We start from the raw sequence: 14,405 nt of genomic DNA on the forward strand, positions 1-14,405 counted from the left end.
CAAACAATAAAAGTTTAATCGCTTAGCGAAAAGTTTTAGTTAATCATTATTAGATATGAAAACAACTGCTACATTAGTAATTTTAATTTGTTTCAATGTGTTAACCATGTTTGGTCAGCAAACAGGTGGCGAATCTGCCGATTGGCCAAAAAGAACCGAGTCGGTAAAAGAACAGGCTGCATTTGAAACCTTATTAAAGAAAAGAGCCTTAAAATATAATGCTCAAAAAGCAATGAACCTTAGATCAAGTGCTAGCTCTACGAGCTTAGTTGGAACATGTAATATTATTACTTGTGGATCTTTTAATGGAAGCGATGGTTCTCCAGACCCAAGTTGGGGTGGTTTTAAAACGGCAGTAGATGGTAGTACATATGCAGCAAATTTTAATTATTCATGTTGGGAAGACGACAAGACTACGGTAGATTATTCCGAAGGACAATATATATCTTATTCTAATTCTAATGCTAATCAAGATACACCTGCAATTATAAAGCAATCCCCAGATGGTGGAGGCTTTGCTATTTTTTCATATAAAAATGAGAATATTAGACAAACACTAAATGTATTACCAAACACAAACTATACAGTTTGTTTTGAAATTGCTGTGATACCTCGTTATAGTAATAATGATGGAAGCTTTGTAGAATTTATACCAAATTTAGAATTTGGTATACAATCTGGTGGCTCAGTAATTTCGGATAAATTACAGTACAGTGATGACGATTTAAATATACATCCAAATTCAGATTTTCCAACACAATTATCGACAGCTACAACTGGACCATTTCAAAATCCAGGTGGTTGGACAGAAATTGACCCATTTTGGGAAACAGTTTGTATTACTTTTAAAACAACAAATAGTGGCCAAGTAACTATATTTTATAAAACAAAAGACCCTGGTAAATCGGTAGTATTAGTTGATGGTTTAAGATTAAGCTTAGAAGGATATGCTACGCCTCCTACTTTTGTATCTACTGTTACTAGTAATAAAACTGTAACAATACCTGGATCTCAAACAGTTAATTTAAACGATTATATTTCTGCTGCTTCAACAAATCCTCCTGGTTCTGTTTTAGTATGGAGTACTAACCCTGATCCTTTAGTACTAACAGATCATTTATTAAACACAAATGTTACTGCTCCAGGAACTTTTTATGCATTTTATTATAATAGTGCTGATGTTTGTGCATCTCCTGTAGCTCAATTAAATTTACTTACATGTGATTTAGGTGCTGAAATAGTATCTAAAGAAAATGTGCTTTGTGCTGGAGATACAACTGGTGAAATTGTAGCTTCTGGTGTAAATGGAACACCTCCATATATGTATTCGAAAGACGGTGGCTTAAACTACCAAAATAGCGATACTTTTACTGGATTAGGTGATGGAAATTACACTATTACAATTAAGGATGCCAATAATTGTACAGCTGAGGTTAGTACAACTATAAACATTCAAGATAAAGAAAATCCAATAATTACAGCACCTGAAGATTATACTAAAGAAGGTTGTAATCAAAATGATATTAGTGATTTAGCTTATAGTGCAACACTAAAAGAAATTACTTTAAGTGAACTACAATCTGCTCTAGATGGTGGAGGAAATGCTTCTGATGATATTGCAATTGATATTATTACTTATATTGACGAAATTATCTCTAGTGATACTTGTTCAACAGAAGTAAAAAGAACATTTACAGTCACAGATACATGTGGAAAAACTGCGTCTGATGTACAAACAATAATTATTGAAGATACGACTGCACCTACTTTTAATGAAGCTTTACCTAGCGACGTTACAGTAGAATGTGATGCTGTTCCTACTGCAGAGACTTTAACTGCTACAGATAATTGCTCAAATGCTAGTGTTATTTTTAAAGAAGATAGAACGAATGGTAGTTGTGATGCTAATTATACTTTAGAAAGAACTTGGACTGCAATAGATGAATGTGGCAACTCAATAGTTCACAAGCAAACTATCACTGTACAAGATACTACTGCGCCTACGTTTGTTGAAGCACTTCCTGCTGATATAACTGTAGAGTGCGATGCTGTACCAACAGCGGAAGTATTAACTGCTACTGATAACTGTGGTGACGCTACTGTTACTTTTGACGAACAAAGAACTAATGGTAGTTGTGATGCTAATTATACTTTAGAAAGAACTTGGACGGCTACTGATGAATGTGGTTTAGAAACAACTCATACACAAACAATCACTGTTCAAGATACTACTGCGCCTACGTTTGTTGAAGCTCTTCCTGCTGATATAACTGTAGAGTGCGATGCTGTACCAACAGCGGAAGTATTAACTGCTACTGATAACTGTGGTGATGCTACTGTTACTTTTGACGAACAAAGAACTAATGGTAGTTGTGATGCTAATTATACTTTAGAAAGAACTTGGACGGCTACTGATGAATGTGGTTTAGAAACAACTCATACACAAACAATCACTGTTCAAGATACTACTGCGCCTACGTTTGTTGAAGCACTTCCTGCTGATATAACTGTAGAGTGCGATGCTGTACCAACAGCGGAAGTATTAACTGCTACTGATAACTGTGGTGATGCTACTGTTACTTTTGACGAACAAAGAACTAATGGTAGTTGTGATGCTAATTATACTTTAGAAAGAACTTGGACGGCTACTGATGAATGTGGTTTAGAAACAACTCATACACAAACAATCACTGTTCAAGATACTACTGCGCCTACGTTTGTTGAAGCACTTCCTGCTGATATAACTGTAGAGTGCGATGCTGTACCAACAGCGGAAGTATTAACTGCTACTGATAACTGTGGTGACGCTACTGTTACTTTTGACGAACAAAGAACTAATGGTAGTTGTGATGCTAATTATACTTTAGAAAGAACTTGGACGGCTACTGACGAATGTGGTTTAGAAACAACTCATACACAAACAATCACTGTTCAAGATACTACTGCGCCTACGTTTGTTGAAGTACTTCCTGCTGATATAACTGTAGAGTGTGATGCTGTACCAACAGCAGAAGTATTAACTGCTACTGATAACTGTGGTGACGCTACTGTTACTTTTGACGAACAAAGAACTAATGGTAGTTGTGATGCTAATTATACTTTAGAAAGAACTTGGACTGCTACTGATGAATGTGGTTTAGAAACAACTCATATACAAACTATCACTGTTCAAGATACTACTGCGCCTACGTTTGTTGAAGCTCTTCCTGCTGATATAACTGTAGAATGTGATGCTGTACCAACAGCAGAAGTATTGACTGCTACTGATAACTGTGGTGATGCTACTGTAACATTTAATGAAACTAGAAATGATGGTCACTGTGAGTCTAACTATACACTTGTTAGAACTTGGACGGCTACTGATGCTTGTGGGCTAGAAACTGTTCATACGCAAACAATCACTGTTCAAGATACAACTGCGCCTACGTTTGTTGAAGCACTTCCTGCTGATGTAACTGTAGAATGTGATGCTGTACCAACAGCAGAAGTATTGACTGCTACTGATAACTGTGGTGATGCTACAGTTACTTTTGACGAACAAAGAACTAATGGTAGTTGTGATGCTAATTATACTTTAGAAAGAACTTGGACTGCTACTGATGCTTGTGGTTTAGAAACAACTCATACACAAACAATCACTGTTCAAGATACAACTGCGCCTACGTTTGTTGAAGCACTTCCTGCTGATGTAACTGTAGAATGCGATAACGTTCCTACTGCTGTTACTTTAACTGCTACTGATAATTGTGATGCTAACGTAACTGTATCTTTCACTGAAACTTTAGATGGTGATGCCGATGCATGTCCTTCTGAATACACGATTACTCGTGTATGGTCTGTTAGTGATTGTGCTGGTAATACAACATCTCATACGCAAACTATAACTGTAGAGGATAATACTGCGCCTACGTTTGTGGAAGCACTTCCTGCTGATACAACTGTAGAATGCGATAACGTTCCTACTGCTGTTACTTTAACTGCTACTGATAATTGTGATGCTAACGTAACTGTATCTTTCGCTGAAACTTTAGATGGTGATGCCGATGCATGTCCTTCTGAATACACGATTACTCGTGTATGGTCTGTTAGTGATTGTGCTGGTAATACAACATCTCATACGCAAACTATAACTGTAGAGGATAATACTGCGCCTACGTTTGTGGAAGCACTTCCTGCTGATACAACTGTAGAATGCGATAACGTTCCTACTGCTGTTACTTTAACTGCTACTGATAATTGTGATGCTAACGTAACTGTATCTTTCGCTGAAACTTTAGATGGTGATGCCGATGCATGTCCTTCTGAATACACGATTACTCGTGTATGGTCTGTTAGTGATTGTGCTGGTAATACAACATCTCATACGCAAACTATAACTGTAGAGGATAATACTGCGCCTACGTTTGTGGAAGCACTTCCTGCTGATACAACTGTAGAATGTGATAATGTTCCTGCTGCAGCTACATTAACTGCTACTGATAATTGTGATACTAACGTAACAGTATCTTTTAATGAGCAAACTACAGACGGTTCATGTCCTTCTAATTATATATTAGTTAGAACTTGGATAGTATCTGATTGTGCTGGAAATACAACAACTCATACTCAAACTATAACTGTACAAGACACAACTGCTCCAACTATAGATGTTGAAGCTGATGATATAATAGTAGAATGTGATGGTTCTGGTAATAGTGGGGCTATACAAGCTTGGTTAGATTCTAATGGTGGTGCTTCTGCTACTGATAATTGTGGTGCTATAACTTGGTCAAATAATTATAATGGTACAGCTTCAGATTGTGCTAATCCAATAGAAGTTATATTTACTGCAACTGATGAATGTGGTAACTCAACGACTACGTCAGCTACTTATACAATTACAGATACTGTTGCTCCAATAATTGATGTTGAATCTGAAGACCTTACTGTACAATGTGATGGCTTAGGAAATGATACTGCTTTACAAGATTGGCTAAATGCTAATGGTGGTGCTACTGCTTCTGATGACTGTTCTTCTATTACTTGGACAAATAATTTTACTGCTTTATCTGATGACTGTGGTGCTACTGGATCAGCAACTGTAATATTTACCGTTACTGATAGTTGTGGAAATGCAACCAGCACAACAGCAACGTTTACTATTGAAGATACAACTGCTCCTACGTTTGTTGAAGCACTTCCTGCTGATGCAACTGTAGAATGTGATGCTGTTCCAACTGCTGAAACATTAACTGCAACTGATAATTGTGGTGATGCTACTGTAACATTTAATGAAACTAGAAACGATGGTGACTGTGAGTCTAACTATACACTTGTTAGAACTTGGACGGCTACTGATGCTTGTGGACTAGAAACTGTTCATACGCAAACAATCACTGTTCAAGATACAACTGCTCCTACGTTTGTTGAAGCTCTTCCTGCTGATGCAACTGTAGAATGTGATGCTGTACCAACTGCTGAAACATTAACTGCAACTGATAATTGTGGTGATGCTACTGTAACATTTAATGAAACTAGAAATGATGGTGACTGTGAGTCTAACTATACACTTGTTAGAACTTGGACGGCTACTGATGCTTGTGGGCTAGAAACTGTTCATACGCAAACAATCACTGTTCAAGATACAACTGCTCCTACGTTTGTTGAAGCACTTCCTGCTGATGCAACTGTAGAATGTGATGCTGTACCAACTGCTGAAACATTAACTGCAACTGATAATTGTGGTGATGCTACTGTAACATTTAATGAAACTAGAAATGATGGTGACTGTGAGTCTAACTATACACTTGTTAGAACTTGGACGGCTACTGATGCTTGTGGTTTAGAAACAACTCATACACAAACAATCACTGTTCAAGATACAACTGCGCCTACTTTTGTTGAAGCACTTCCTGCTGATATAACTGTAGAATGTGATGCTGTACCAACAGCAGAAGTATTGACTGCTACTGATAACTGTGGTGATGCTACAGTTACTTTTGACGAACAAAGAACTAATGGTAGTTGTGATGCTAATTATATTTTAGAAAGAACTTGGACTGCTACTGATGCTTGTGGTTTAGAAACAACTCATACACAAACAATCACTGTTCAAGATACAACTGCGCCTACTTTTGTTGAAGCACTTCCTGCTGATGCAACTGTAGAATGTGATGCTGTTCCAACTGCTGAAACATTAACTGCAACTGATAATTGTGGTGATGCCACTGTAACATTTAATGAAACTAGAAACGATGGTGACTGTGAGTCTAACTATACACTTGTTAGAACTTGGACAGCTACTGATGCTTGTGGACTAGAAACTGTTCATACGCAAACAATCACTGTTCAAGATACAACTGCTCCTACGTTTGTTGAAGCTCTTCCTGCTGATGCAACTGTAGAATGTGATGAAACAATTCCTACGGCTGCCGTATTAACTGCCACTGACAATTGTGACAGCAACTTTATTAAAGTTGAGTTCAATGAATTAAGAACTGAAGGTTCTTGTGGAGGAGATTATATACTCACACGTACATGGACAGCTATGGATCTTTGCGGAAATATTGCTGAGTATAGTCAAGTCATTACTGTACAAGATACTACTGCGCCAATTGTGACTACTGATTTTGAATCTGATATTACAGTAAGTTGTGGTGATATACCAGTAGTTCCAGAATTAGAGTTTGAAGATGCATGTGCATCACAAATGGACGTTACTTTTAATGAAACTGATACTAATGATGGCAGCGGCAGTAACTACATAATTACCAGAGAATGGACAGTAAGTGACGAATGCGATAATACAGCAATTTATACTCAAACTATAAATGTGGTAATAGAAGGACGTGTTACTGGTGGAGCAACAGATTTATGTGTTGGTGATAATTTTGACTATAATTTATTTGATTTACTAAGTGGAGATTATGGAACTAACGGAACATGGGAAGTGACTTCAGGTAATGCTACATTAAATGGAAACCTGTTTAACCCATTTGAATTAGAATTAGGCGAATATCGATTCACTTATACTGATACAGAAAGTGACTGTCCAAGTGAAACTGAAGTAATTATTACTTTAAATGATGCTTGTATTGTGCTACCATGTTTAGATGAATTCGATCCTGACCGAGATATCCCAAAAGCAGTTACAGCTAATGGTGATAATATGAATGATACATTTAGTATTGGAGTATTAGATACAAATTCTGAATGTTTTGATGTGACTATGCAGTTACAAATATTTAACCGTTGGGGTTCTTTAATATACGAATCTAATGACTATCAAAATGATTGGGGTGGAGAATCTCATAACAACTCTATTGGTAGTTCTGGAAAAGTGCCAACAGGAACATATTACTATATATTAAAATTAATTGAAAACGGTAAATTGATAGCATCATATGCAGGTCCAATTTACGTAGGAACCAAATAAATTTAACCTATCATGAAAAAGTTTATTAAGTTTAACATTATTGCTATTGTATTGCTTAGCTCTTATACAGCTTTAAGCCAGCAATTACCTCAGTTTACGCAATATATGTATAATACTATCTCAATAAACCCTGCATATGCAGGAAGTAGAGAAACGCTAAGTCTTGTTGGTCTTCATAGAAGTCAATGGACAGCAATAGATGGAGGACCAACCACTCAAACCTTTTCTATTCATTCTCCTATGAGAAATGAAAAGGTAGGTTTAGGATTATCATTTATCAATGATAAATTAGGATTCGAGAACTTTACCTATATATATGGTGATTTCTCTTATACGCTTAATCTTAGTGAAAAAACAAAGTTAGCACTTGGTTTAAAAGGAGGGTTTACTTCTTATAGCATAGACCAAGAATTAAGAAGTGCATACCCAACAGATCCTGCAATTTATGGAATTGAGGATCGATGGAATCCTAATATAGGAATTGGTGGGTTTTTACACACTAACAAATGGTATTTAGGTTTATCTGCTCCTAGAATATTAACTACAGATTTAAATGGTGAAAATAATGTAAAAGCCTTAGAGCGTGTTAGTTATTACTTAACTGGTGGTTATGTATTTGACATGAGCAAAACAGTAAAGTTTAAACCTGCATTTATGGTTAAAGCCACGAATGGTTCACCGTTATCTTATGATTTAACTGCTAACTTCTTATTTAATGAAAAAGTTTGGTTAGGCGCTGCATATAGAATTAATGAATCTACAGGAGCTTTTGGAGGAATATTTGATTTTCAGGTGTCTAAACAATTACGTTTAGGATATGCTTACGAGCACCCTATTTCAGATATTAGACCTTACTCTAGTGGAACACATGAAATTTTATTAATGTTTGAAGTGTTTAAAAGTAAACGTGTTAAATCCCCAAGATACTTCTAAAATATACTACTATGAAAACAAAAGTATTACTCATAATATTGTTAATAAGTGGCTCTTTGACCTATGCTCAAAGCAAGCTTGCTGATAAATTCTTTGAAAATTTTGCTTACGTTAGAGCTAGCGAACTGTATGAAGAAGCTGTAGCTAATGGCGATGATAGCGAACACGTACTTACACGCTTGGGTGATTGTTATTACAATAACTCTAATGCAGCAAAAGCAGCAACTTGGTACAAAAGAGCTTTAGATAAGTACTCAAATATTCATCCAGAGTATATCTATAAGTATAGTCAAGTGCAACGTAGTTTAGGAAACTATCAAGAAGCCGAAAATTGGTTAAAAACTTTCAAAGACAGGCAAAATGAAGATAGTCGTACTAAATTTATTTTAGGAGACATAAAAATATATGATGAACTATCATCAATGGAAAAAGTATATATCGAAGTAACTAACTTAGATATAAATACAGAGTATTCTGATTTTGGAAGTTTTGAATACAATGGCAACTTATATTTTGCTTCTAGTAGAAATACAAGTAATAAATTGTACGATTGGAATGAAGAACCGTTTTTAGATATCTATCAAGTAGATGTTAAAGATAATAATGGTGTAAAAACACTTGGGAAGCCTGGGTTTATTATGGCTGAAAATGTAAATACAGATTATCATGAAGCTTCTGTAGCTATTACTAATGACGGAAAAACTATTTATTTTACTCGTGATAACGTCAATAAGCGCAATCGTTTAGACTACGATAAAAAAGGAACAACACATTTAAAGATTTACAAAGCATCTTTAGATAATGGAAATTGGTCTGACATTGAAGAATTACCATTTAACGATGATGTATTCTCAACAGGTCACCCAGCTTTAAGTCCTGATAACAAAACATTATATTTTGTATCTGATAGAAAAACTGAAGACAGCTTTGGACAAACTGATATTTTTAAAGTTTCCATTAACGAAGATGGTACTTATGGAGATCCAGAAAATTTAGGAGCTAACGTTAACACCGAAGGTCGTGAAATGTTTCCTTTTGTAGCAAAAGATAATACGTTATACTTTTCTTCTGATGGATATATAAACCTAGGTTTATTAGATATTTACAAATCTGATGTCTTAAACGGAGGAAATAATAAGCCAAAAAATTTAGGAGCTCCATACAATAGCGGTGCCGATGATTTTGCTTTCTATATTACTGAAAACGAAACTGGGTACTTCTCTTCTAACCGTGAAGGTGGAAAAGGAAGTGATGACATATACAGTTTTGCAGCTTACGAATGTAAACAAACAGTAACTGGCATTGCTCGTGATTCTAAAACACAAGAACCTTTAAGTGCAGTATCAATAGAAATTATTAATGATGCAGGCGTGATTATTCAAACAGTAACAACTGCTGCTGATGGCGCTTATACTTACGAGGTTGATTGTAACCAAAAGTATAGTATTAGAGGCTCTAAACCAAACTACAAAGATGATGTACAACATTTTGTAGCAGGTAGTGAAAACAACTTTGAAAATAAAGTGGATCTTAATTTAATACCACTATGTTTTGATTCTGAAATTGTTATCAATCCTATATTCTTTGATTTTGATAAATGGAATATTAGAACTGATGCTCAATATGAACTTGAAAACATTGTTAGTGTTATGAGAGACCATCCTGAAATGGTAATTAAAATTGAATCTCATACAGATAGTCGTGGTAGAGATGCTTACAACATCAAACTATCTGATAGAAGAGCAAAATCTACAAGAGATTATCTTTTATCAAGAAACATTGCACCTGAGCGTATTGAAAGTGCCATTGGTTACGGAGAAACTCAATTGCTAAACGAGTGTAGTAATGATGTAAAATGCTCGAAAGAAAAACATCAAAAAAATAGAAGATCTAAATTCCTTATTGTACAAGGAAAATGTGAAAACTAATTATAAAGTAATAATGTTATAATCTTCCCTACTCTATGTTAGAAGAATAGTATTTACCTATTGGTTGGTTGTAAATTCTAATAATAACTTATTACATTAAAAACCGCTCTTTTAGAGCGGTTTTTTTATTGGATTAACTCGAGAGTGTTTATAGTATGAAATTGGCCTTAAATATTCTTCATTTTTCAAGATTAATAAACCAATAAATTCTCCTTTTTATATCTCTAATTTCAAACAACAACTTAATATATCTCGATAAAGAGTAAAAAATCATCCATTAAAGTGTATTTCATCGATAATCTGTAGTGTAATTTCGATGAAATACGTGTTTTTAATCGATTTTAACATTTCTTTAACAGTGTTTTTTAAGAAGGCTGCTAATTTTACAGTCCCAAATCTTAATAACCTACTTATGAAACTATCAAAGTTTTTGCCAGCTTTGGCACTGTTAACTTTAATGTCGTTTTCTTGCTCGACAGATTCCATTGAAGAAGATAAAATTGATGCACTTTCGGCAGATTATGTTCCACAAACAAAAGCCATTGAAATTGAAATTCTAGAATTAATAAACGATCATAGAATTACAATTGGTTTAAATGCTCTAAACGACATGAGCAAAATAAAAGCTACAGCTTATAGTCACACAGACTATATGAGAGATAGACAAGAAGTGTCTCATGATAATTTCTACCAACGTAGTAGTAGTTTAAAAAATAATCCTGGAGCAAGTAAAGTAGGAGAAAATGTAGCCTATGGTTATAGCTCAGCACAATCTGTAGTTAATGCATGGTTAAATAGTGAAGGTCACAAAAAAATTATTGAAGGTGATTTTACTAACTTTGATATTTCAGCAGAAAAAGATCCAGACGGAAAATGGTATTTTACCAATATATTTATTAAAAAATAGGCTAAGAATAACTCATAAGTACAAACATAAAAAAAGAACCGCTATATAACGGTTCTTTTTTTATGGTGCTAATCTATCAATTTTCCAATTATAATCCTCCAGGAGCTTGTAACGAATTCTATCGTGTAATCTATTAGCTCTTCCTTGCCAAAATTCCATCTCAACAGGTTTTACAATAAACCCACCCCAATATTTAGGTCTTGGTATTTCTTTCCCTTCATAAACCTTTTCTAAATCTTGAAGTTTTTGTTCTAGTTCTTCTCTATTTTTAACAACATCACTTTGATTAGATACCACTGCTCCTAATTGACTTCCTCTTGGACGAGATTCAAAATAACCATCACTTAAATTTTCTACAATCTGTTCTGCTTTGCCTTTAATAATTATTTGTCTTTCGGCTGCATGCCAAAAAAAAGATAAGCACACATTAGGGTTTGCTTTAATCGCATTGCCTTTTTCGCTATTGTAATTGGTATAAAAAATAAAACCTTCGTAAGTATATTTTTTTAAGAGCACTACTCTACTCTTTGGGTATCCATCCAAACCTATTGTAGAGACGGTCATAGCATTTGCTTCATCAATAGAATCATTATTATCAACTTCATAAAACCATTTTTGAAATAATTCTATTGGGTTTTCAGGAACATTACTTTTTAGCAATTCTCCTTTTTCATAAGATTTTCTATAATTGCTTAAATCTGCTTCACTCATTATTAAAAGTAATTTATTCAATATTAAAAAATATTTTTAACTTTAGCTTTAACACTACCAAATATTATGCAATTTAAAAATTCAAAATATTTTAATTCAAATTACAAGATATTATCACTCAAATTTGGAGACTTCTATTTGCATGAGAATTATGTTATAGCCGAAATAGCTGAGGGTGTACATATTGATAAATCTAAAATTGAAGATCTTATTATATTATTAGTAGATCATTATGGAGAAAACTTAAAAATTGGATATATTTTTAATAACATAAATTCTTACTCTATAGATTCAAGGCAGTGGATTAATTTTAACAATGATTATAATTTTATTATAGCTAGTGCTATTATTTTTTATAATGGAATAAGTTATATAAACGCTTCAATAGAAAAAAGGCTATCTAAAAATAGTATTAAGAGATGTAATAATTTAGATGAAGCTTTATTTTGGATTGAGAATTTAAGAGAATTTAAAATTCAAGAAGAAGCAAACTAAAATTATGTTATTTTCATCTATATTAATTAGTGTTATTCTTATTGCTTGTGGATTTCTTGTGAAAGAAAATCCTAACCTTATTGCTGGCTATAACACATTAAATAAGAAGAATAAGAAAAGAATTGATATAGAAAATTTGTCTAAGATGATGAAAACAACATTTATAATCATGGGAGTGTTAATTGTTTTTTCTGGTCTTATCCTATATTTTCTTGAAATTAAAGAGTCTTATAGTCTTTTAATTAATTGTTCTATTGTAATACTTGGTATAATTATTATGATAATAAATGCCAAAAAGTTTAATAAAAACTCTTAAAGCTCAAACGTTTTTCCTGCTTCTGCAATATCTACATTCTCAAAAACCTCTGAAGCTTCTTCAACAAACTCAGAGAGGTCATCGTATCTGGTTGAAAAATGTCCCAAAATTAATTTTTTTGCATTAGCTTTTTTAGCTATGGTTGCTGCTTGTTTTGCTGTTGAATGCTTTGTTTTGTCTCCTAAATGCGAAAGTTTTTCCAAAAAAGTAGATTCGTGATATAGTACGTCTACATCTTTAATTACTGGAACAATAGATTCATTATATGCTGTATCACTACAAAATGCATAGCTTTTAGGCATTTCGCCTCGTTTAGTTACTTGTTCGTTTTTTATAAGTTCTCCATCTTCATTAACAACATCAAAGCCTTGTTTTAGCTTTCTATAGTATACTTTGTTTATGTTAACATCTTCGGCTGCTCCAAGGATTAATTTACGCTCTTTTTCTTTTTCTTTAAATAAAAAGCCATTAGTATAAATACGATGGTCTAAAGGAATGGTATGCACTTCTACCTTATCGTCTTCAAAAATTAATTTAGACTCTGTGGATGTTAACTCATGAAAAATAAGCTTATAATTTGTCCAAGAATCGGCTAACTTCATGTGCATGGTAATGAGTTCTTTTAACCCTTTTGGTGCATAAATATGCAAATCGGTTTCCCTTGTTAAAAGTCTAAAAGTAGATATTAAGCCTACCAATCCAAAATAATGGTCACCATGCAAATGCGAAATAAAAATGTGCTTTATTCTATTAAATTTAATCTTATTTTTTCGCAGTTGTACTTGGGTTCCTTCTCCACAGTCTATTAAAAAAATATGATTTCGAATTTCTAGAACTTGAGATGTTGGGTGTGTATCTATTCTTGGAGTAGCGCTATGGCAGCCTAAAATTGTAAGCTTCATTATTCTAGGCAATTATAATTTAGAAAATCATTAACTGTAAATTTATCTTTAAAAGTAAAAGCGTAAGGTGAAGTACCATGAGTATTGGCATATTCTAAGCGTTCTCTAGCTTCTTTAGGTGACGGTGTATGTCCTTCTGGAATAAACCAAAATACCATGTGCATATCTTTTATCCTACTAAACCACTCCTTTCTTCTTGCAAAAATAGCAACATGGTCAGATTTATAAGTATAATTGAATAAAGCTTCCATATCTTCCCAAACCGACATGTTAATTATTAAAGTATCGTCGTCAAAAGCTTTAATTGCTGTGGCATTACTTTCAATACCTTGCAACCTCCAAATAAAGCCTTCACTTTTATCAGCTACAGCATTTATTCTATCCAAATTATTAACAAAATCGGCCATTATTGGATCATCTATTGGCGCTAACATTTTTGCTATGTTTACTTGAGCTAAATAATATTTCAAAACCCTAAGTCTCTTTCAATTTCTTCCATCTCAATAATATCGTAAGCTTCTTGTAGTGTTGGTACAATTACTAATTCATCAGGAATACGATCATTATTAATTTTATCTGTCACAATTACAAACGAAAGTTCAGATTTTCTATGCTGATTAGAAATTTGCAAAAATTCAATAACATCCTCTGTAGTTAAAGTCTTTAAAGTTGTAAGATTTATAATGATATTATCATTTTTAAATCTTGCATAAATAACGTCTAACTTTTTTATAAGTTCAATTATTGAAGCCTTCTCTTGAGTAATAATTGAGATATTACCTTGTTTATCAAAAATCAT

The 14,405-nt window shown here is 33.7% G+C and carries 10 protein-coding genes; 6 read left to right on the plus strand and 4 right to left on the minus strand.

The features are described from left to right. Positions 1-55: 55 nt before the first annotated feature. The 4 genes from ABGB03_RS07830 (at position 56) to ABGB03_RS07845 (ending at position 11,182) form a co-directional block, all read left to right on the plus strand. Positions 56-7,414, plus strand: coding sequence for a gliding motility-associated C-terminal domain-containing protein (locus ABGB03_RS07830; RefSeq protein WP_347926297.1), 7,359 nt, complete (start codon positions 56-58; stop codon positions 7,412-7,414). Positions 7,415-7,426: 12 nt separating this feature from the next. Next, positions 7,427-8,347, plus strand: coding sequence for a type IX secretion system membrane protein PorP/SprF (locus ABGB03_RS07835; RefSeq protein WP_347926299.1), 921 nt, complete (start codon positions 7,427-7,429; stop codon positions 8,345-8,347). Positions 8,348-8,358: 11 nt separating this feature from the next. Further along, positions 8,359-10,275, plus strand: coding sequence for an OmpA family protein (locus tag ABGB03_RS07840; protein ID WP_347926301.1), 1,917 nt, complete (start codon positions 8,359-8,361; stop codon positions 10,273-10,275). Between the two features lie 412 nt (positions 10,276-10,687). Then, positions 10,688-11,182: a CAP domain-containing protein gene (locus tag ABGB03_RS07845; RefSeq protein WP_347926303.1), complete on the plus strand. Its 495-nt coding sequence runs from the start codon at positions 10,688-10,690 to the stop codon at positions 11,180-11,182. Between the two features lie 60 nt (positions 11,183-11,242). Here the strand turns inward: ABGB03_RS07845 and pdxH are convergent, their stop codons facing one another. After that, on the minus strand, positions 11,243-11,893 hold the full coding sequence (gene pdxH, locus ABGB03_RS07850; protein WP_347926397.1) for a pyridoxamine 5'-phosphate oxidase: 651 nt from the start codon (positions 11,891-11,893) through the stop codon (positions 11,243-11,245). A gap of 66 nt (positions 11,894-11,959) precedes the next feature. Here pdxH and ABGB03_RS07855 point away from each other — a divergent pair, with 66 nt between their 5' ends. Continuing rightward, complete coding sequence (locus ABGB03_RS07855; protein WP_347926304.1) at positions 11,960-12,388, plus strand: hypothetical protein; 429 nt, start codon at positions 11,960-11,962, stop codon at positions 12,386-12,388. Between the two features lie 4 nt (positions 12,389-12,392). Continuing rightward, entirely contained in the window at positions 12,393-12,704 is a 312-nt protein-coding gene (locus tag ABGB03_RS07860) for a DUF3784 domain-containing protein (RefSeq protein ID WP_347926306.1), read from the plus strand. Here the strand turns inward: ABGB03_RS07860 and ABGB03_RS07865 are convergent. The 3 genes from ABGB03_RS07865 to ABGB03_RS07875 are packed head-to-tail and all read right to left on the minus strand — an operon-like array spanning position 12,701 to position 14,405. Further along, positions 12,701-13,606, minus strand: coding sequence for a ribonuclease Z (locus ABGB03_RS07865; RefSeq protein ID WP_347926308.1), 906 nt, complete (start codon positions 13,604-13,606; stop codon positions 12,701-12,703). The two genes, ABGB03_RS07860 and ABGB03_RS07865, sit on opposite strands and share 4 nt — an antisense overlap. Then, positions 13,606-14,076 carry a DUF3291 domain-containing protein gene (locus ABGB03_RS07870; RefSeq protein ID WP_347926310.1) on the minus strand — a complete coding sequence of 157 codons (471 nt, stop codon included), beginning with the start codon at positions 14,074-14,076 and terminating at the stop codon, positions 13,606-13,608. The genes ABGB03_RS07865 and ABGB03_RS07870 overlap by 1 nt, the downstream gene beginning before the upstream one ends. Continuing rightward, positions 14,073-14,405, minus strand: a complete 333-nt coding sequence (locus ABGB03_RS07875; protein ID WP_347926311.1) for a ribonuclease Z — start codon at positions 14,403-14,405, stop codon at positions 14,073-14,075. Before ABGB03_RS07875 ends, ABGB03_RS07870 begins: the two co-directional genes overlap by 4 nt.

Source organism: Pontimicrobium sp. SW4 (assembly GCF_039954625.1).
Classification (GTDB): Bacteria; Bacteroidota; Bacteroidia; order Flavobacteriales; family Flavobacteriaceae; genus Pontimicrobium.

Bases quoted from the DNA above. Each gene is read 5' to 3' on its own strand.
- ABGB03_RS07840 (WP_347926301.1), top strand. From the start codon at position 8,359: ATGAAAACAAAAGTATTACTCATAATATTGTTAATAAGTGGCTCTTTG.
- ABGB03_RS07875 (WP_347926311.1), bottom strand. From the start codon at position 14,405: ATGATTTTTGATAAACAAGGTAATATCTCAATTATTACTCAAGAGAAG.
- ABGB03_RS07845 (WP_347926303.1), top strand. From the start codon at position 10,688: ATGAAACTATCAAAGTTTTTGCCAGCTTTGGCACTGTTAACTTTAATG.
- ABGB03_RS07835 (WP_347926299.1), top strand. From the start codon at position 7,427: ATGAAAAAGTTTATTAAGTTTAACATTATTGCTATTGTATTGCTTAGC.
- pdxH (WP_347926397.1), bottom strand. From the start codon at position 11,893: ATGAGTGAAGCAGATTTAAGCAATTATAGAAAATCTTATGAAAAAGGA.
- ABGB03_RS07830 (WP_347926297.1), top strand. From the start codon at position 56: ATGAAAACAACTGCTACATTAGTAATTTTAATTTGTTTCAATGTGTTA.
- ABGB03_RS07860 (WP_347926306.1), top strand. From the start codon at position 12,393: ATGTTATTTTCATCTATATTAATTAGTGTTATTCTTATTGCTTGTGGA.
- ABGB03_RS07865 (WP_347926308.1), bottom strand. From the start codon at position 13,606: ATGAAGCTTACAATTTTAGGCTGCCATAGCGCTACTCCAAGAATAGAT.
- ABGB03_RS07855 (WP_347926304.1), top strand. From the start codon at position 11,960: ATGCAATTTAAAAATTCAAAATATTTTAATTCAAATTACAAGATATTA.